The 21,527-nt window shown below is 60.3% G+C and carries 6 protein-coding genes; 4 read left to right on the top strand and 2 right to left on the bottom strand.

The window, feature by feature from the left end:
• Nucleotides 1-456: 456 nt before the first annotated feature.
• From NTD84_RS04570 to NTD84_RS04555, 4 genes are all read left to right on the top strand, one after another.
• On the top strand, nt 457-2,163 hold the full coding sequence (locus tag NTD84_RS04570) for a ShlB/FhaC/HecB family hemolysin secretion/activation protein (protein WP_315975560.1): 1,707 nt from the start codon (nt 457-459) through the stop codon (nt 2,161-2,163).
• A gap of 24 nt (nt 2,164-2,187) precedes the next feature.
• Nucleotides 2,188-11,745 carry a colicin E5-related ribonuclease gene (locus NTD84_RS04565; RefSeq protein WP_262163816.1) on the top strand — a complete coding sequence of 3,186 codons (9,558 nt, stop codon included), beginning with the start codon at nt 2,188-2,190 and terminating at the stop codon, nt 11,743-11,745.
• Nucleotides 11,736-12,059, top strand: coding sequence for a hypothetical protein (locus NTD84_RS04560; protein WP_262163815.1), 324 nt, complete (start codon nt 11,736-11,738; stop codon nt 12,057-12,059). The genes NTD84_RS04565 and NTD84_RS04560 overlap by 10 nt, the downstream gene beginning before the upstream one ends.
• Before the next feature lie 674 nt (nt 12,060-12,733).
• On the top strand, nt 12,734-15,211 hold the full coding sequence (locus NTD84_RS04555; RefSeq protein ID WP_262163814.1) for a TonB-dependent siderophore receptor: 2,478 nt from the start codon (nt 12,734-12,736) through the stop codon (nt 15,209-15,211).
• A gap of 178 nt (nt 15,212-15,389) precedes the next feature.
• Here the strand turns inward: NTD84_RS04555 and NTD84_RS04550 are convergent, their stop codons facing one another.
• Together NTD84_RS04550 and NTD84_RS04545 are read right to left on the bottom strand one after the other, a co-directional pair.
• On the bottom strand, nt 15,390-19,556 hold the full coding sequence (locus NTD84_RS04550; protein WP_262163813.1) for an amino acid adenylation domain-containing protein: 4,167 nt from the start codon (nt 19,554-19,556) through the stop codon (nt 15,390-15,392).
• Between the two features lie 79 nt (nt 19,557-19,635).
• Entirely contained in the window at nt 19,636-21,297 is a 1,662-nt protein-coding gene (locus tag NTD84_RS04545; protein WP_262163812.1) for a cyclic peptide export ABC transporter, read from the bottom strand.
• Between the last annotated feature and the right edge of the window lie 230 nt (nt 21,298-21,527).

Raw genomic sequence — 21,527 nt, 5'->3', positions numbered from 1 at the left:
GGAGTCCCCCTGTAGGAGCGAGCACGCTCCGGGCGGCGTTCCGACGATGGTCGTTAACGATAACGCGGGAAAGCTGACACCCCGCAGCGGTCTCACGTCCATCGCCAGCAAGCTGGCTCCTACAGGGTTTTGCGTGATCCGGATTCCATCAAACGACACAGAACCTGTAGGAGCTGGCTTGCCAGCGATGGCGTCCGAGAGAACCACGCAATATTCAAGACCGCACCGCCGGCAAGCATCCCGTTTTCACCCCGTCCTAGGAAACGTCCTAGTCCGTTGGATTCTTCTGGCATCTGTACCGGAAGCCTCCCGCCGCTCCTTCGGAACGGTCCGCTTTAAGGCGCTACCGCCCGCGGCGTACCGTTTCCAGGCTTGCTCAATAGTTAACGCCAAAATAGCGGCTACTAAGCATCGCGCCGCTGTTTTGCCATCACTCTACAAGTCGAGGGATCGATCATGTACTCACCCGCCCTCATGGCGAGGCTGGGCCTGGCTTTGCTCTGCCTTTCTCTGCCCAATCTGGCCAGCGCCGCGCCAACGCCTGGTGAGACCGAACTCATCCGAGATCGCCAAGATCGTCTGCTGGAAGAGCAACGACGGCGTCTCGAAGAACTCAAGGAATTACCCGGCAAGCAGGTCGAGCCGACAGCACCCGCGGCGCCTGCGGACACCCGTTGCTTCCCGATCAATGACATCGAACTGAAGGGCGCCAATAGTCTCTCCGGTAGCGAAAAAAATCGCCTGATCGAGCCCTACATCGGCCAGTGCCTGGGCGCCTCTCAACTCAATGAACTGCTGAAAGTCATCACCAATCTGTACATCGAGCGGGGCCTGGTGACCAGTCGCGCCTACCTGCCGCAGCAGGATTTGTCCGGTGGGCATTTGAAGGTGCTGGTGGTTGAAGGCAAGCTCGAGCGCTTGAAGGGCGCGGAGGGCAGCAAGCTGTCGGACCTCGAGTTGGGCATGGCTTTCCCCGGCAAGCGCGGTGATCTGGTCAACTTGCGTGAAATCGAGCAGATGGTCGATCAGCTCAACCGCTTGCCATCGAACCAGGCGCATATGGAATTGATGCCGGGCCAGCAGGTCGGCGGCAGCGAAATACGGGTCAAAAATGATCCGCAAAAGCCCTGGCGTGCCGGATTGTCCCGCAGCAACGACGGTCAGCGCAGCACTGGCGAACAGCAGTGGCGCACCACGCTGGACTGGGACAATCCGCTGGGCCTGGCCGATCAGTTGATGCTGCGCGGTGGTCACGATGCGATGACCGATCATCAGCACACCTCCAATAACGCGATGCTCCATTACAACCTGCCGTGGGGCTGGTGGAATTTCAGTTACACCTACAGCCAGAGCGAGTACCGCTCGCAGATCGCTGCCAGCACCTACAACTTCAAGCAAACCGGGGACAGCGAGAACCATCAACTGCATGCCGAGCGTGTGATCCACCGTGATGCCGTGAGCAAGACCTCCGTCAGCGCTGGCGTTTCCTACCTGCGCACCAACAACTTCATCGAAGACAGCAAGCTCAAGCTCAGCAGCAACCGCATCAGCGAACTGCAGTACGGCATCAACCACGGTCGTCGGATTGGCAGTGCGTTCGTCAACCTCGACCTGGGAATGCAGGAGGGCATCGGCGCCTTCGATGCGCAACGTGATCGCGATCAGGGCCCGGGCCTGCCGACTGCGCGCTATCGCAAATACACCGCCACCGCGACGTACTTGCAGCCGTTCAAGTGGTGGGGCGAGTCATTCAGTTTCACCAGCCTGATGACCGGGCAACGCAGTGAGGATGTGCTGTTCAGCCCCCAGCGCATCAGCCTCGGCGGGCAGTCGTCGATTCGTGGCTACAAGGATCAGTCGTTGTCCGGCGACAGCGGCGGCTACTGGCGCAACGATCTGCGCTGGAGCCGCCCGGTGACCTTGCAATGGCTACGCCCGGTGTTCGCCGAATACGGCACCAGCCTTGGTTACGACCAAGGCGTGATCCGCGGCGATCGTTACAACCGCGAGCAGCACGGGCGCCTGTCCAGCAACTCGGTGGAGCTGTTTGCCCGAGGTCAGCACCTCGCCGCCAGCGTGACCTTCGCCCATTCCCTCGAACGCCCGGACGCCCTGATCGAGCGCGAAGCCCCGATTTATTTCCGCGTGGATTTCTTCCTCTAACCAACGTACTTCGAGATCAGCCACATGGACGTTCGCCAATTCGCTTTCCTTGCCCGTCAGCCTTCTGCCGTGGTGCAGACCCGAGAACACTTCTGGGGCCTGCCCAAGCGCGGGTTGGCGTTCCTGTTGGCCAACGTCATGTTCTGGCAACCGCTGTGGGCTCAGGCCGACGGCATTGTGGTCGCCACGCCCGGCACCTCGCTGGAGCGTGCCGGCAATGGCGTACCGATCGTCAACATCGCCACGCCGAATGGCAGCGGTGTGTCGCATAACCAGTTCCATGATTACAACGTCGGTGCCCAGGGACTGATCCTCAACAACGGCTCGCTTCAGACGTCACCGTCGCAACTGGGCGGCATCATCATTGGCAACCCGAACCTGAAAAACATCGGATCGGCGCAAACCATCCTCAACGAAGTCATCGGCGGCAGCCCCAGCCAATTGCGCGGCTACACCGAAGTGGCGGGGCAGTCGGCGCGGGTCATCGTCGCCAACCCGTATGGCATCACCTGCAACGGCTGCGGTTTTATCAACACGCCGCGCGTCACCTTGACCACCGGCAAACCCGTGTTCGACGGCGCCGGTCGCCTCGACCGCTTTCAGGTGGATCAGGGCAGCATCGCCGTCGAAGGCGCCGGGCTTAATGCGACCAACATCGACCGCTTCGACATCATCACCCGCAGCGCAAAGATCAACGCCGAGATTCAGGCAAAGCACCTGACCATCGTCGCCGGCCGCAATGATGTAAACGCCGACAGCCTCAGCGCCCCCGCCCGCGCCGACGACGGCAGCGCGAAACCGCGACTGGCGATCGACTCGTCCGCGCTGGGCGGCATGTACGCCGGGGCGATCCGGCTGGTGGGGACCGAGGCAGGGGTCGGTGTGAAAGTCGCCGGCAATCTGGCGGCCAGTGCGGGTGATATTCAAATCGATGTCAACGGGCATTTGAGCCTGGCGCACACATCGGCTGCCGGTGCGGTCACTGTCAAAGCGGCGAGCCTGGATGCTCAAGGGCCGGTGTATGCCGGCACTGCCGTCAATATGCAAACCCAAGGCGATCTGACCAACCAGCAAACCCTCGCAGCCCGGGACCGTATCACCCTGAATGCCGGGGGACAGTTGACCAACAACGGCAGCATCGAAGCCGGGGTCAATGCCGATAACAGTCGCAACACCGCGGGCGACGTCAGCCTCAGCGCGCAGAGCATCAACAACACCGGCAAAAGCGTGGTTGCCAGCCGGAATCTGACGGTCAATAGCAACCAGACACTGAACAATCAGAGCGGGACGTTGAGTGCTGGGCAAACCGTACGCATTATCGCCGGCGTGCTGGACAACCGCAGTGGCCAGATCCTTGGCGATCTGGGGCTGAGCATCGACCTGAGTGGCGCTCTGGATAATCGTGACGGACTGTTGGGGGCACGCAGCAAGGTCGATCTCAACGCCGCCAGCCTCGACAACCGTGGCGGTAAAGTTATCGGCAAAGACACGTTGACGCTGGAGGTCGATGATCTTCTGGCCAACCAGTTCGGTACAATCATCACGGACGGAGAGTTGCGGATCGCCGCCGGGAAGCTGGTCAATCGTAACGGGGGCGTTGTCGGCAAGACTGATGCGGTCATCCGGGCTGAATCCCTCGATAACCAACAAGGCAAACTGATTGCCACCGGTAGGCTCAACCTGAGCGCCGGGACCATCGACAATCGTCAGGCCGGTTTGCTAGGGGCCACCGGCGCGACGACCCTGGCGGTCGATAACATCGATAACCGTGGAGGTGAGTTGACCACCAATGCGGACCTGCTGATCACCAGCGAAAAAATCGACAACAGCGATGGCGGCAAACTCTTCAGCGGGATGGCGCTAAAGCTTGCCGTGGATGAGTTGGTCAACCGTAACAAGGGGCTGATCAGCGCAAGCACTGCCCTGAGCCTGCAAGGAAGTGTGCTGGATAACAGCGGCGGCAAGCTGGTCAGCGAGCGTGGCACGCAGCTGATGTTGACCGGTGCACTTCACAACATTCAGGGGCAAGTCAGCAGCGAAGGCGCGTTGAGCGTCAATGCGGCACAGCTGATCAATACCAACGGCAGACTGTCCAGTGCATCCGACCTGCTGATCGACAGTCACGGCAACGCCAGCAACCACGGTGGTGTGATCGTCACCGACGGCGCGCTCATCCTGATCAGCGAGAGTCTCGACAATCGCCAGCAAGGCAACATCAGCGGCAAAGGCGCGGTGACGGTCACCACCGGTGCGTTCGACAACAGTGTGGGCGGCCGACTCACCAGCGCCGATACCCTGAACCTGGTCGCGGGTCAGGTCACCAATCAGAACGACGGTCATATCGGCAGCGAGGGTGCGATGACCGCGTCGGTCACCGGACTGGATCAACAGGGTGGCAAGCTGTTCAGCAAAGGCAGCCTTAGCCTTGATCTGAATAACGGCCTGCTGAATAACCAGAACGGCCTGATCAATACGCCTGGTGCCTTGTTGCTCAAACAACTCAAGGGTGTCGAAAACCAGGGCGGCGAAATCTCCAGTGCCGAAACCTTCAAGCTGACTGCGCAAAGCCTGGACAACAGCGACGGCAAACTGTTGAGCAATCAGGGACTGACAGTGCGCATCGCCGACGCTCTGGACAACGTCAACGGGCTGATCGGTGCCGCGTCCGTCGACGTGCATGCCGCCCGACTGAACAACAGCGGCGGACGTCTGATCAGCCGTGGCGATCTGGAATTGGCCGTGGACAGCGTACTGCGCAACGATGCCAACGGCCTGATCAACAGCCAGGGCAAACTGACGCTTAACGCCACCCAACTGGACTCCAGCAACGGCGGCGAAGTCTCGGCCAAGGGCGACATCGATCTGACCCTGACCTCCCTGACCCAGGACGGTGGTCGTCTGCTGGGCGAACGAGCCGTCACCGTGGATTTGACCCATGGGGACCTCGACAACCGCAACGGCATGCTCACGGCCAAGGGCCCGTTAACCTTCAAGCACTTGCGCAATCTGCAAAATCAGGGTGGCGAAATTTCCAGCAACCTCGGGTTCGAGGTTGTCGCCCGCACGGTAAATAACCGCGCGGGCAAGCTGATCAGCAGTCAGCTGCTCTCCGTCGATAGCACCACGCTGGATAACCAGAAAGGCTTGATCTCAGGCTGGAAGGGTTTGACCGTCAGCGGCGACAGCCTGGATAACCGCTATAGCGGCACACTCTCTAGCAACAATGGTGATGTTGTCGTGGACCTCAGCGGAGCCTTGCTCAACAGCGACGCCGGAGCGTTGGCCAGCCAAGGTAGTCTGAGCGTCAAGTCAACGAGTCTGGACAATAGCAACAAAGGTGTTCTCAGCAGCGCTGCGGGGCAGACTTTCACCGTCACCGGCGTCTTCGATAACAGCCTGGGCGGATTGATCGACAGCGGTGCCACACTCGACATCAGCGCCGTTACATTGACCAACGCCGGTGGCAAGATCGAAGCGCAAAAGGCAATCAACGCAACGGTCGTCGACCTGGACAATTCGGCCGGTAGCATCGCCGGCAGTGGCGCCGTAACGCTGGGTCTGCTCGGTACGTTGACCAATGCCCACGGCAAACTGGCGGCTGCCGGACCGACGATGATCAAGGGCGTGACCGATCTCGACAACCAGTCCGGGCAGATCGCCAGTCAACGGCTGTTGACGGTTTTGACAGGTTCGCTAGACAACAGCAACAACGGCTCTCTCTCCGCCAAGGATGCCGTGCAGATTTCCGCCAGCGGCGCCGTGCATAACAGCGCCAACGGTTTGATCTACAGCCAGAACGCCGGGCTGACCGTGCAAGCCGCCAGCCTGACCAGCAACGCGGGCGCATTGCTCAGCCAGGACGGGTTGATCCTCGACATCAGCGGTGACCTCGATAACCAGAACGGTAAAGTCATCGCCCAGAACGGTGACGTGACCGTCCAGTCCGCCCACATCGACAACCGTAACGGCGTTATTTCCGCCAAAGGCATGGCGAGCGTTACAGGACGCACACTGGACAACGATGCAGGAAAGATCGCAGGCGATCGCATTGAGCTCAACCTCAGCCGCGGCATGAGCAATCGTGCGGGCATCGTCGAAAGTGCTACGGATCTCGCTATCACTGCGACTAGCCTCTATAACCAGACAGGCCGCCTGCGCTCACTCGGCAATGTCGGTAACACCCGCTTCCAGATTGGTGGGCTGCTGGACAACCGTAATGGTGTACTGGAAACCGCAAACACTGATTTGACCTTGGCTGTTGGCAGTTTTCTGAACACAGGTGGTGAACTTAATCACGCCGGTCGCGGCCAGTTCGATATCTCGACCGCAAACGTTATTGCCGCCGGAGGTCGCATCATCACTGGCGGTACGCTGGACTTGAATGCCGCTAGCTGGGCCAACTCCAGCGTTATTCAGGCCCGGCGCCTGAACGTCAACGTCAACCATTTCAGTCAGACGGCCAGCGGTCAGCTGTTGGCGTCTGACTACCTGCAAGCTCGCGGGGAAAACTGGATCAACGATGGCCTGATCGCCAGTGATGGCGATCTCGATATGCAACTCGGCGGCAGTTATGGCGGCAACGGCCGTCTGTCGAGCGTCGGCGGCCTCAATCTGAGCGTGGCACAAATTAACCTGGGTGTTCCTTCCAGCGTCGCCGGTGGCGGTGACTCCACGGTCAAGGCTGGCGGGCAGTTGGCTAACGCCGGACGGTTGACGTCCAACGCCGGTCTTACGATTGAAGCCGGCAGTATCGTCAATTCCGGGACGCTGGGCTCTGCTCAGGGTCTCGAACTGAAAACCCCTTCATTACTCAATGATGGCGGGCTGATCTTCAGCGGCGCTGACATGACGTTGGGGGTGGAGAGCTTTACCAATCAGAAGGGCGATCTCTACGGTTTGCGCAAGGTGGTCATCCAGGGCTATGGCGCAGCGGCTCAAGCGAGCCAGGTGTCGAATATTTCCGGTTCCATGGAAAGTGGCGGGTCGTTCACGCTGGGTGCCGGGTCGTTCACCAACCGGACTTCGGGCTCGGATGGCAGCCAGAACTTCGGCGTTGGACGTACGCTGATGTCCGGTTTCATCGCGGTGCAATGCGGCGATTGCAGAGGTGATCACTTCGACGTCAACTTCATTGCACGGGAGGTTTTTGAGGGACGGGACACCGACACTGCTGCGTCTGCGACCCTGACCGCGGGAGGTGATTTCACGTTCAACGGGGGCGATTTCCTCAACAGCAAAAGTACCGTCAGTGCGGCCGGTAATATCTCCATCAACGCCAACAACCTGAAGAATCTCGGTTCAGTGGGCGGGATCATTGAGCGCGCGCGTACCTATCGGACGGGCCGTGTTACCGATGGAACAATTAACCGATTCATGCCGGCAGTGGTGGCTTACAACCAACGCAATAATCCGGATTTCCCAAATCTTTATTACTTAGATGGCTCCGGAGGTTTTGCATTAGGGAAAGCTGTGTCGGCCCACGGGCGAGAGCCCGGTCACGATGGTGGTTTGATCGAAAAAGTTGTGATCAACGATGCATCAACCGGTGCGCTGGTCACCAGCACCCTTTCGGGTTACGCCTACGGCGCTACAAACCCTCAATCCTTGTACGACGGCAACAACCTGGTTGCGCTGCCCGGCGCGCTCGGCGGCCTGGCCTTGCTCAGCGACATCGAAGCCGTGCGCGCTGGGGGCAGTCCCGGCCGCACCGCCGTCATCCAGGCAGGTGGCAGCGTCTCGATCACGGCGACCAAAGACCTGCAAAACAGCGTCATTCACGCGGATTACGGCACTACAGCCGGCACCAATAAAGTCGGGGATACCCGTGCAACGGGGAAAGGGACTACGGTTGTAAGGATCAACGCACAGTTGCCGCCGGACCTCGCGCAACAACAGGTCAACCCCCTGAGCCTTCCGGGCTTCACCCTGCCTACGGGACAAAACGGGCTGTTCCGTCTGAATACCCAGGAGGCAAGCACTCCGGCCGCGGGAATGGGGACGCCCGGCTGGAGCGTAAGCCCGGCAGCCTTCACCAGCCCGGATCATGTATCTGTCGCAGGTGGTGATCCACGCGATCTCCGGGCAGAGGGCGACCACACCGTCAATCCAGTCAATCCTTCGCCGACGTGGTTAACCAATGCCGACATCAGCGCCGCGCTGGGTAACCGTCCAAGTGTCACCGGCCTGTCGCCGATCCGGAGACCGGCGGCAGCTCATAAGTATCTGATCGAGACCAACCCGGTATTGACCGACCTCAAGCAATTCATGAGCTCGGATTACCTGCTGTCCAAACTCGGTTACGACTCCGACCTGAACATCAAGCGTCTCGGTGACGGATTGTATGAACAACGCCTGATCCAGCAAGCCGTGGTGGCCCGTACTGGTCAGCGTTACATCAACGGCCAGACCACCGACGAGGGGTTGTTCAAGTACTTGATGAACAACGCCATCGCCAGCAAGGACGCACTCAATCTGTCGATGGGCGTCAGCCTGACATCGCAACAAGTCGCGGCTTTGACCCACGACATTGTCTGGCTCGAAGAGCACGAAGTGAATGGCGAAAAAGTCCTGGTGCCGGTGCTCTACCTGTCCCAGGCCGAAGGTCGTCTCGGCCCTACTGGCGCGCTGATCGCCGGTAAAGACGTCACGCTGATCGGTGGTGAAAAACTTGATAACGTCGGCACGCTGAAAGCCACGAATAATCTGGCGGCAACGGCGGGCAAAGACCTGGTCAACAGTGGTTTGATCCAGGCAGGTAACCGCCTGGACGTGCTGGCGGGCAACGGCATCATCAACAGAGCCGGTGGCATTCTCGCCGGGCGAGATGTCAGTGTCACGGCGATCACGGGCGATGTGCTCAACGAGCGCACGATCATATCCCAGCACAGCAACACCCGCTTCGGCACCCGGCACCACGACTACGCCGACACCGCTGCGCGCATCGAAGCGGCCAACGATCTGAGCGTCTCGGCGGGAAAAGACCTCAACGTCATTGGCGGTGTCCTGCACAGCGGCCGCGACATCGACCTCAATGCCGGGCGAGACCTCAACGTCATTTCGACACAGGTCAGCAACAGCATCGTTCACGACGCCAGGCACAACAGCAGCGACATCACCCAACTGAGTGCCAGCCTCAGCGCCGGACGTGATCTGTCTACGCGGGCCGGGCGCGACCTCAACGTCATCGCCAGCGAAATCGACGCCAAGCGCGACATCGTCATGGCCGCGGGCGAGAACCTGACCATCAGCTCGGCAGCCGATGAAGCGCACACCCTGTCCAAGAGTAAAAAGCTGACACGTCAGGAAGACCACATCAACCAGGTCATGTCGGGTGTGATGGCGGGCGGTGATGTGGCGCTGAGCGCGGGTGGCGATCTGGCGATCGTTTCCAGCCGTGTGTCGGCGGGGGATGAGGCGTATCTGGTGGCGGGGAATAACCTCGACGTCCTCGCGGCGCAGGACACGGATTATTCACTGTACGACAAGAAGAAAAAGGGCAGTTTCGGCGCGAAGAAAACCAGGCGTGATGAAGTGACCGATGTGAAAAACATTGGCAGTGAAATTCGTTCGGGCGGGGACCTGATGCTCGTCAGTGGTGGGGATCAGCGCTATCAAGTCGCCAAGCTTGAAAGTGGTCATGACCTGACGCTAAGCAGCGGTGGCGCGATCACGTTTGAAGGTGTGAAGGACCTGCACCAGGAAAGCCACGAGAAGAGCAACAGCAACCTGGCCTGGAGCTCGATGTCGGGCAAAGGCAATACCGACGAAACGCTGCGGCAAAGTCAGTTGGTGGCTCAGGGGCAACTGGTGATCAGAGCGGTCGATGGTTTGAATATCGACATCAAGCAGATCAACCAGAACACCATCAGCCAGACCATTGATGCCATGGTCAAGGCCGATCCGCAGCTGGCGTGGCTCAAGGACGCGGAGAAGCGTGGTGATGTGGACTGGAGGCTGATCAAGGAAACCCACGAGTCGTTCAAGTACAGCCATTCGGGCCTGGGCCAGGGCGCGATGCTGGCGATCATCATTATTGTGACGGTGTTGACGGCGGGAGCGGCGAGCGCCGCAGTGGCTTCAGTCGGTACTGCGATGGGTGCCACGGCCGGTGGGACCATGGCGGCCGCTACTACAGCCACCGCTGCCACCGCTACAACGGCTGCCACCTCGGCTGCGGCTGCCGGGCTGGGCAATGTGATTGCGACCGGAGTGCTGACGTCCGTGGTCAGCACTGCTGCGGTCAGCACCATCAACAACAAAGGCAATCTAGGGGCGGCCCTGAAAGATGTCTTTTCCTCTGAAAATCTCAAAGGCTACGTCCTAGCGGGCGCAACTGCGGGTATTGCCTCGCAATTTGGCTTCGTTCCTACCGAATTGTCGTTTGATTCGGCGGGAATAAAAGCGGTTGCAATCAAGATTGCTGCTGATACGGCGGCCAAGACGGCCATCATGGGCGGCAGCCTGACCGACAATCTGGTTGATGCGATAGTGGGGGCGGGGATCGCCATTGGTGGCGGACTTGCGGCTAATAAAATTGGCGATGTCACACTGTTCGAAAACGGAAAGTTGACGAAGGTCGCAATGCACGCCGCGCTCGGCGGTTTGATGGCCGAAGCGATGGGTGGCGAGTTTCGTACGGGAGCGCTGGCGGCGGGGGCAAACGAAGCGGTTGTTGAGTTCCTGGCCGATAAGTTGTTGCCGATTGGAGTGGATCGAAACAGCCCTGAACACCAGCAAGGCGTAAGTCAGCTACTGGCGGCCTCTAAGCTGATCGGCGTGTTGACGGCGGCTATGACCGGAGGCGATGCGACAGCTGCCGCCGCAGTGACGGCGAACGCTACGCAGTACAACAACCTGAATCACAGCGATGCTCGTGATTTTGTCGAGGGCATGGGCGGTTGCACGGGTGATGAACGTTGCCAAATACGAACCTGGAAAGATCGTGGCTATGGAGAGCTGAGCGATGAGCTTTTTGAGCAGGCCTTAAAGACGGGTGGAGTGGTCTATGCCAAAGACCAAATGGGACAGATCGCCGCTGGCCTGACGGTGCTCAACTCGCTGGATTGCACAACTCAGGCGTGTAGCGACTACAAATTTATGCTGACGGACCGTGCCCTGAAAAGTATGGTCAGGCTTGGGGACATCGTTGGCCAGTGGGAGCCGGTGCTGGGGGCCATTGCTGGTATTGCCGGTGGTGTTGCAGGATCGCGCGGGCCTAAGCCTGCGGGCGCAGAACCAGTCGCGGGTTCTGCGCAGCTAAACAAAGCGTACGAGTATTGGTCTGGGGTCAAGCAGTCTGTTGGTGCAAAAGGAATTTCACTAACTATTGAACCGAAAATTGCCGATCAAATGGGTAAGCGGGGCTGGACGGAAAGCTCCATCAAGTCTGTAATCGATAAACCAATCAAAACGGTTGTGACGAAAGATACCCGCTTTGATACTGTGTTAGGGAGCCGCCTCAATGATCCAGCTACCGGGTATATCGCTAAGGACGGCTCTTACGTAGTGAGGAATGATCGAACGGGAGCGATTGTCCAAGTCTCTAATAAAAATGACCCCGGGTGGGTTGCACCATGGGACTGATTGCAGTTGAAGTGTCCGTAGAGGATTTACCTGTTACTCCTACAGTGATGTGGAATGGCACTCCTTTATTTGATGTCGACGATGGAGTTAGGTTGCTCGACTACTGCAGGCAAAATAATTTTGCGGTTCTTGGCATCGAGGGATTTAAAGTCAAGGGGAATAAGAGAATTCCAGATATGAATTGCATCGTTGACTTTTCTGCATCATTAACTGAAGTAGATTTCGCTGCGAAGTCGGCAGAGGCGAGTCGGCTGATTATTGAAAGCATGATAGGTAGTGGCATTTTGATAGAATTTGTGCTTGTTAGGGTGTAGTTTGCAACCGCGACCTGGCAGGGTTCACGCCCTGAACCTGGAGCATTAAGCTTAAAGCCGGGTTCGTTATCATCGAAGGCTATATAGTTATCTTCCTAGCACCAAAAACGGTCCCATCGAGTTTGTTTGTGACGCTAGAACGAGTACTTTCGCTGTTGGTGAGCCGACTAATCACCCTGGAGGCTCTCCCCATCACCCTGTCTCAACAGCGCATTCCCTCATCGAGCGTTCCCGCCGGGTAAATCAGATCAATCCCTTCACGACGTGAAACGGGCGACCCCAAGAGGTCGCCCGTTCTTCGTTGACCCTCAAACCCCCACCACCCGCCGCATTAACGGGTGGCCTCCGAATCCGCCCTCAACACCCCAATCCCCCCTCCCAACAAAATTTTTCGCAAATGATAAATAAACTCATTCCGGTTTTCCCGCACTCCTGCGTCTTACTAACTGTGAGCACGCAAATCCGGCCGGGCAGGACGCCCACGGGCCGGATCTTTCAAGCTCTACAAGAATTTTGCCGTTGTCCAGACGACCGCCGCCCGGGGAGGGGCTCGGTCAGGCCGGCGACTGACGTGTGGCCCGGAGGCGACCGTCGGCGGCGGTGTCCATGTCCCGGCGGCGGCGGGGCCCGATGGGCCCTCGTCTTATCCACCTTTACCAATAATAGAGAGCACGATGTCAGCAATTCATGAGTTGAAACCTCTGTTCAAGGCTTTGGTCATTTCCCGCAGCCTGCGTCCGCGTCATGCGCTGGCCGGGCTTGGTATGGCTTGCCTGTTGCCCTTCAGTGCGCAGGTCTTCGCGGAAACATTCGCGATCGACATTCCTGCTCAGTCGTTGCCTCAAGCCTTGAAGGCCTTCGGTACGCAAACCAATCAGCAGGTGATCTACGACGCCAGCGAGATGGCCGATTTGCGCAGCAATCGCGTCAGCGGCAAGTTGACGCCTGAAGCGGCCATTGCCGAACTGCTCAAGGGCACCGGCGTGCGCTACAGCTTCGAGGGCAACACGCTGATGCTGGTGCGCGGCAGTTCGACTCAGGGTCTGGAACTGGGCGCGACCACCATCAGTGGTCAACGCACGGAGGCGACCACTGAAGGTTCCAACTCCTACACGTCCAACGCCGTGACCATCGGCAAGGGCACCCACACCCTCAAGGAAATTCCGCAGTCGGTGACGGTGATTACCCGCAAGCAACTGGATGATCAAGACATCGTTGATCTGAAGGACGCGGCCAACAAGACTACCGGCCTGGTCGGCGCTCAAGGCGTCGGCAGGGGGTTGATCCTCAGCTCGCGCGGTTTCCAGATCGATGACTGGCAATACGACGGCGTGCCGATCCCGCGTAACACTTACGCGCTGGGCAACTGGGCCACGCAAGACCTGATCTTCTTCGATCGCATGGAAGTGCTGCGCGGCGCCTCCGGTCTGCTGCAAGGCACCGGTAGCCCTGGCGGCGCGGTCAACCTGGTGCGAAAGCGCGGCCAAGGCGCTCCGACAGTGACCCTCACCGGTAAGGCCGGCTCGTGGGATCACTACGGTCTGCAACTGGATGCCGGCGGCCCGTTGAACCAGGAGGGCACCATTCGTGGTCGCTTCGTTGCCGACCAGGACAACACCCACTCGTTCGTCGATTCCGAATGGTACAAGACCACTTCGCTGTACGGCGCGCTGGACTTTGACCTGAGCGAAGACACGACCCTGGGCTTTGCGGTGAGCAATTCCGATGGCACATCGCGCAGCAACGTTCGCGGCTTCCCGCGTTACGCCGACGGCAAACCTGTGGATCTGCCGCGCAAGACGTATACCGGTGCGAAGTGGAACCACACGGACATTGACGTCACGACGCTCTACACCGATCTGGAACACCGTTTCAACGATGACTGGGCCTTCAAGGTCGGCGCCGTGCGCATGAGTGAAACCAACAAGGCGAAGAACCAGCGCTCGCAAGCGTTCGGCAACGGTCTTGAGCCGGACGGCAGCGGCTTGCAGTACGCTGACTTCGTGACGGATACAGACTCCACCAAAGTCGGTCTGGACATGAACCTCACCGGCAAGTTCGAAGCGTTGTCCATGCAGCAGGAAATCATGGTCGGCGGCAACTACTCCAAGTACACCTCGGACGACAAATACGCCCGTACCTTCGGTGATGGCTCCGGCAACATTTTTGATATCGATCACGACCGCCCTGAAATCAGCTACCAGGGCTTGCTCGATTCCGGTGGTTTTGGCACGCCGAGCAAATATGACATCCGCCAAAAAGGCCTGTACGGCAGTTGGCGGGTCAAGCCGATCGACGACCTGACCCTGGTGGTCGGCTCGCGGGTCAGCTGGTATGACTACAGCTACAAATCCTGGAGCCAGGATGCGACCAGCCTGACCTCCAATCCCGACAGCACCGCCACCGAAACCGGCGAAGTGACGCCGTATGCCGGTATCGTCTATGACCTGAGCCGTGAATGGGCGGTCTACGCCAGCTACACCGACGTGTTCACCCCGCAAACCGAGCGCGATACCGGCGGCTCCGTCATCAAACCAATCGTCGGTACCAACTACGAGATCGGTTTGAAAGGCGAATTGATGGACGGTCGGGTCAATACGTCCCTGGCGCTGTTCCGTTACGACCAGGAAAACCGTGCCACGCTCGACACGAATGGTCCGCAAATCTGTGACGGCTGGTACTGCTCGAAGGCCTCCGGCAAAGTGCGCAGCCAGGGTCTCGACGCCGAAATCAGCGGCGAAGTGCTGGACGGTCTGCAACTGTTTGCCGGTTACACCTACAACACCACCAAGTACCTGAAGGACCCGGACAACGAAGGCAAGGTCTTCAGCTGGTGGACGCCGAAACACATGCTGCGCGTCTGGGGCAACTACCAGTGGGGCGGCGACTGGAACCGTGTCAGCACCGGGCTGGGCTTTGTCGCGCAGACCCACACGCTGGGTTATGACCACTCCGTCAACGTACCGGGCTACACCGTGTGGAATGCGCGTGTCGGCTACCAGTTGACCTCGGAGATCGAGCTGGCGATGAACGCCAACAACCTGTTCGACAAGACCTACTTCACCGCGGGCTACAACCAGCTCGATGGCAACAACAACTACGGCGATCCGCGTAACGTGATGTTCAGCGTGAAGTACACGCCGGAGTTCTGATTCACTGGAAAGCAGTTGAAAACAAAAACGCAGAAGCCCGGGCTTCTGCGCTTTTTTGTGAATAACACCCCTGTGGGAGCGGGCTTGCTCGCGAAAACGGTGTGTCAGGCGACGCTGATGTTGCTGACACACCACCTTCGCGAGCAAGCCCGCTCCCACAAAGGCGTGGTGCTTGAGATCAGTGACGTTGCTGGCGCTCGCAATGGAGGAACACCTCGCTGAACGACGCCAGCAATGATTCGTTGTAGATCATGCTGCGGTGGGGCAGGGGCGAATGGATCGAGGTCTGCAACTGCCCCGTCACGTTGTGCGCCTGAAGCAACTGCTCCGAGTAGCGCACCTGCTCCAGGGTTTTATGCGACAGCGACCACCAGCAACTGGCCCGGACCTTGAGCATTGGCAACGAGAAGGCCTCGAACGCGTCCACCAGGCGATCGTGGATCGCGTGGGCCTGGGCGTTCATGATTTCCTGCTTGATGCCTTGCAGAGTCGCAATCATTTCCTGCTCGCCGGTTGACGTCTGTTCACAGGCCCAGCGATAGAACGCCTTGAGGTCGGTGTCCGGATGCTCGGCCACAAACGCCGACGCCGCTTCTTCCAGATGCGCAAACATCAGGCTGAATACTTCGAGGGCTGCCAGCAGTTCGCTTTCCGGGCTGAGGTGGTTCGGGTTGTCTTCTTCCAGCGGTTTGCGCGGCAGGTCGGCGGGCAGGTCACGGTCAGGCAGCGTGGTGTCGACCAGGCCGAGAAAACTGACCTCGCGGCCCTGTCGTTCGAGGTGCGCGGCCACGTCCATGGCGATGGCGCCGCCCAACGACCAACCCATCAGCCGATACGGGCCGTAGGGCTGCTTGTCGATGATCTGCGCGCTGTAGTCGGCAATCATCTCGGCCCAGCTTTGCGGGTTCGAGTCCTTGTCGGCAAAGCCCTTGTGCATGACGCCAAAGGTCTGGGCGTGGGGGCTGAGTTTTTTTGCCAGTGGCTGGTAACAGAACACGATGCCGCCGCTGGGGTGCAGGCAAAACAGCGGTGGAGCGCTCGCCGCCGAGGCGTTCAGCTCGACCACGCATTGGGTGTTCTGCTGATGCTCCAGGGCGATGAACCGGGCCAGTGCTTCGATGGTCGGGTGCGCCAGCATGTGTTGCAGCGCCAGCTTGATCCCCAGTCGGGCATGGAGCGCCGAGATGAACTGAATGGCCAGGATCGAGTGGCCACCCACTTCGAAAAAATTGTCGTCGAGGCTGACTCGCTCGACCTGCAACGCCTCTTGCCAAAGCTGGGCCAACCCTTGTTCCAGCGGCGTTTCAGGGGCAATGAACGGGCGTTGCGCCTGATTCAGGTCGGGCAGCGGCAGCGCCTTGCGGTCCAGCTTGCCATTGGGGCTCAACGGCATCGCCGCCAGCACCAGCACATGCGCGGGCACCATGTAGCCAGGCAGGCTGGCCCTGAGTTGGGCTTTCAGGGTTTCGCGCAGGTCGAGTTGCTGCTGCTCAGTCAGCCCGTCACCGCGAGCCACGACATAACCCACCAGCTGCATGCCGGCCGAACCTTCCCGGGCCACCACCAAGGCTTCGCGAACTGACGGTGATTGCAGCAGGCAGGATTCGATTTCGCCGAGCTCAATGCGGAACCCGCGAATCTTCACCTGATGATCGAGCCGACCGACGTACTCGATGACACCGTCGGCGCGATAGCGGGCGAGGTCACCGGTGCGATAAAGGCGACCGCCGCCCTGAGTATCGAACGGATTCGGCATGAAGCGTTCGGCGGTGAGGTCCGGGCGCTTGAAGTAGCCGCGTGCGAGCAGGTCGCCGGCAATCACCAGTTCTCCGACGACGCCCACCGGCACCGGTTGCCCGCCGTTATCCAGCAGGTAAATCGCCCGGCCGGCCAGCGGTTGGCCGATCGGCATGCTTTTGGGCAGGGCGACGCGCCCGGTCACGTAGTCGCTGCAATCGAGCAGCGTGGCGCTCACCGTGGTTTCCGTCGGGCCGTAGGTGTTGAGCAGTTTCACATGACCGAGGCCGGCCTGGCCCCAGGCCGCCACGCCTTGCGGCGGCATGGCTTCGCCGCCGACGATCACCTGGCGCAGGGCGCCGTAGTCGCGTAGGCCGGCCGCGGCGAAATCCTTGGCCAGCATGTTCCAGTAGGTGGTGGTCAGGTCGCTGGTGGTGAACTGTTTGTCGAGCAGCTCGCGATACCAGGTCGCACTGTCCCAGATGTCCGGCCCGCGCAACACCACCGAGGCGCCGCAGATCAGCGCCGGGTAAAGCTGCTCGACGAAGGCATCGAAGTTGAACGTGGCGAACTGCAACGAGCGGTCCTTGGCCGTCAGGCCGAGAAACTCCAGCGCCACCTGGGCGTGACGGGTCAACGCCGCCTGGGTGATGCCGACCCCTTTGGGGCGCCCGGTCGAACCGGAGGTGAACATCACGTAGGCGAGGTTCAGGCCGGTCGTCCGGCAGGCTGGATTGCCGGCATCCGACGAGCCACGGACATCGATGTCATCGACGCAGCGGATCCGCACGCCCGGCAGCGACGGCAGTCGGTCGAGCAGCGAGCGTTGGCTCAGTAACACGCTCAGGCCGCTGTCTTCGATCATCCAGGTCAGGCGGTCCTGCGGGTAATCGGGGTCCAGGGGCACATAAGCGCCGCCCGCCTTCAGCACCGCCAACAGGCTAATGATCATCGACGCGGAACGCTCCACGGCGATCCCCACCAGTACCTCGGGGCCGACACCTTGTTCGATCAGGATGTGGGCCAGATGGTTGGCGGCTGCATTAAGCTGGCCGTAGCTCAGTTCGAGGTCATTGCAGATCAACGCCACCGCGTGGGGAGTCGCCAGCGTCTGGCGCTCGAACAATTGGTGCACGCCGTCCTCAGGCGAGGCCGACACGGGCGGGTTCCACTGCCGCAGTTGCAACTGACGCTCAGCGGCGTCCAGCAGCGACAGTTCGCCGAGGGCGCGGGATGGATCGTCGATGAGCGCCTGCAGCAGGTTCTGCCAGTGCCGGGCCAGACGTTCGATGGTCGCGGCGGCGTAGAGGTCGCGGCTGTATTCGACACTCGCCTCGATGCCCTGCGGTGAGTAGGTGACGTCCAGCGACAGATCGAACTTGGCCTGACTCGTGCCCGTATCGAGGAACTCCAGGGTCAATCCCGGCAGATCGATTCGTTCAGGCTCCCCGGCGTCGGCACGCCAGTTGAAGAGCACCTGGAACAACGGATTGGGTTGAGCACTGGCCTGCAATTGCAGGGCATCGAAACTCAGTTCCAGCGGGTACTCGCCATGGTCCAGCGCCGCCAGGGATTCACGGCGCAGACGCTGCAAAAACGCGCTGCCGGACAGCAACGGATCGATGCGCACGCGGTACACCTGGCTGCTGACAAAGTAGCCGACAAGCTCCTGGGTTTCGCTGCGATTACGCGTGGCGTTCGGCACGCCGACGGTGAAGTCCTGCTGACCGCTGTAGCGGCTCAACAACAATTGCCAGGCGCCGAGGGCGACCACGAAAGGCGTCAGGCCCTGGTCCTGGCAGAAGCGGTTCAAGGTTGCGCAAAGCGATGCTGGCAGACGAAAGTCATGCTGTCCGGCCGGATGGCGGTGCTGTTCGCTACGGGGAAAATCCACCGGCATGTCCAGGGTCGGCAGCGGTTTGCCCAGGTAGGTTTGCCAATAGTCGGCGCTGTTGTCGCAGGTCGGGCTGTTCAGGTATTCACCGCGCTGCCAGGTCGCGTAATCGGCGTATTGAATGGCCGGGCGCGGCAGCGGCGTGGTGTCCTCCTGCGCAAAGGCCTGGGTCAGGTCTTGCAGCAGAATCGCATTGGACCAGGCATCGGAAACGATGTGGTGCATGTCCATCAGCAACAGGTGTCCATCGGCGCCGAGCTTCAGCAGCGTCGCACGCATCAGCGGTGCCTGGCGCAGGTCGAACGGCGTGCCGGCCTGGGCCTCGATGCGCTGGGTGATCAGTCGCGAACGGGCTTCATCCTCGAGCCCCGACAAGTCTTCTTCGCCGAGTACCAACCGCGCCTGATCATCGACCACCTGCATCGCCACACCGTCGATCTCGCGGAAGGCACTGCGCAAGACGTCGTGACGGCCCAGTACGGTGTTCAGGGCATTTTCCAGGCGTTGCGCGGGCAGCTTGCCGGTGATACGCAGTACCCGTGGCAGGTTGTAGGCGGCGCTGTCCGGTGACAGCTGCTGCAGAAACCACAAGCGTTGTTGAGCAAAGGAGAGGGGGGCGGGGCTCTGTTGGGCGCGGGCGGCGATGCCGTGGGGTTGATCACCGGCCTCTGCCAGCAGTAGCGCCAGTAAATCATCATCGATCAAGTCGTTCATCGGGCTCTCGGAGTAGGCGGCAGCGTGGGTGCTGACGGCGCCCACGCGGGTAAACATTCTGGGGAGGGCAGAGGCGGGGTCAGACGGCCGTCATCGTTTGCTTCTGCGCAACGACCCGACCGCCCTCCATGCGCACCAGTTGATCGGCGACGTCGAAATAACGGTCATCGTGGGAAATCACGATGATGGTCTTGCCCAGGTATTTCAGTTCGGGCAGCAATTCGGTGTAGAAAATCCGCCGGAATACCGGGTCCTGATCGGCGGCCCATTCATCGAATACCAGCACCGGACGCTCCTCCAGCCAGGCATTGAGCAGGGCCAGGCGCTTGCGTTGCCCGGTCGACAGGTCGGTGGTGCTGAAGGCGCCGTCCTGGATGCTGACCTTGTGCGCGATCTCCAGGCGTTCGAGGTAACGGTTGGCGTCCTCCGGCACCTGCTGGTCGCCCTGCACCAGTTCATCGAACAGGTAGTAGTCGGCGAAGATCGTGGTGAACAGTTGACGGTAATCGTCACGGCGTTCGGCGCTCACCGTCTGGCCGTCGACGCGCACTTCGCCGCGCTGCGGTGCGTAGAGTCCCAGCAGCAGTTTGATCAGGGTGGTTTTGCCGCCACCGTTTTCGCCAACGATGAACACGATTTCGCCCTGGTTGATCGTCAGGTTGACCGGGCCGAGTTCGAACGCGGCGCTGCCTTTGACGGCGGGGAAGGCGTAGTGCACGTCATGCATCTGCAATTGCTGCACGGTGGCTTTCTTTTCCACACCGGTTTCGCGCAGCAACAAGTGCGGTTCCGGTGACGAGAACTGTTCCGCGAGGTCGGCGATCCGCTTGAAGGCGATGTTGGCGCGGCTCACCACCGGCAAGGTGGTCACCAGGTATTCCAGCGGACCTTTCATGTACAGCAGCACCAGCACGAAGCCGCTGAGCACGGCTTTATCGGTGCCCAGCCAGAACGATTGCAGAGCCAGCGCCAGGCCGATCACCACGAAGAACAGCATCGAGCCGAAAGTCTTGGCCACCACGAAGGTATTGATCGAGCGGATGTGGGTGTTGCAGATGTAGTCGGCGGTGCCTTCGATGCGCTGGCTGAACATGCGCTGGCGACGCGGGCGGTGGATCCGCAGTTCCTTGGCCCCGGCGGCGATGGCGCTGTAGTGTTTTTGCAATTCGTCTTCGGCTTCGCGCGCAGCTTCGAAACCCTTGATGCCCTTGGCACGGGCGACGTATTGAACCACTGTGCCGATCACGATGGCGACCAGCAGCAGGGCGAACATCGGCAGCGACAGGTACGCCAGGTAGCCCAGGCAGCCGAGGGTCACGGTGAAGGCAATGGCCAGCGGTGCGAAGGAAAAGGCGAAATCGCTGACGGTGTCGACGTCGTGGGTCAGCACCGGAATCAGCCGGTGGCTGCGAAAGCGCTCGATCTGCTCGATCGGTGCCAGCAGGACTTTTTCCCCCAACGATTTGCGCAGCCCGGCAATGATGCGCTGGCCGACATGGTTGGTGCCGATGTCCGACAGAATCGACGTCAGCAACGCCGCCGCGCACAGGCCAATGAAGGTCGCCAGGACTTGCGGCGACGGACTGCCGTTGGCGTTCAGCGCATCGTTGATGGTCGCCAGCAGCGCGGTGATGCTGAGCCCGCCAAGCATGCCGAGAATGATGGACACCACCACGACGACCCGAAAAGGCCTGAGCAGGCCGAGGACTTCACTGATGGCTCCGCGGGAATTTGAGGTCATGGACGTTTCCGCTTCAAGTGCCGGTAAGGCAATGGTTCAAGAGTTTGGCTGCTTAAAAGACGAAACCCGCGAGCGACGATTTAGCCGCACACGGGTTCTGAAGGTTAATGGCACTTCCACATTGCTTTGGATCGGTCGCGAATTGTGTGTTCCCCACAATACCTGTGGGAGCGGGGCGGGGGGGGCGGGGGGGGGGGGGGGGGGGGGCCGTTCGGGCCCTGCCACCCCGC

Source organism: Pseudomonas sp. 14P_8.1_Bac3, assembly GCF_025466085.1.
GTDB lineage: Bacteria > Pseudomonadota > Gammaproteobacteria > Pseudomonadales > Pseudomonadaceae > Aquipseudomonas.
The sequence above is the reverse complement of the archived record's forward strand: the minus strand, read 5'-3'. Positions and strand labels throughout refer to the sequence as shown.

Coding starts and splice junctions, on each gene's coding strand:
- NTD84_RS04570 (WP_315975560.1), top strand. CDS start 457: ATGTACTCACCCGCCCTCATGGCGAGGCTGGGCCTGGCTTTGCTCTGC.
- NTD84_RS04565 (WP_262163816.1), top strand. CDS start 2,188: ATGGACGTTCGCCAATTCGCTTTCCTTGCCCGTCAGCCTTCTGCCGTG.
- NTD84_RS04560 (WP_262163815.1), top strand. CDS start 11,736: ATGGGACTGATTGCAGTTGAAGTGTCCGTAGAGGATTTACCTGTTACT.
- NTD84_RS04555 (WP_262163814.1), top strand. CDS start 12,734: ATGTCAGCAATTCATGAGTTGAAACCTCTGTTCAAGGCTTTGGTCATT.
- NTD84_RS04550 (WP_262163813.1), bottom strand. CDS start 19,556: ATGAACGACTTGATCGATGATGATTTACTGGCGCTACTGCTGGCAGAG.
- NTD84_RS04545 (WP_262163812.1), bottom strand. CDS start 21,297: ATGACCTCAAATTCCCGCGGAGCCATCAGTGAAGTCCTCGGCCTGCTC.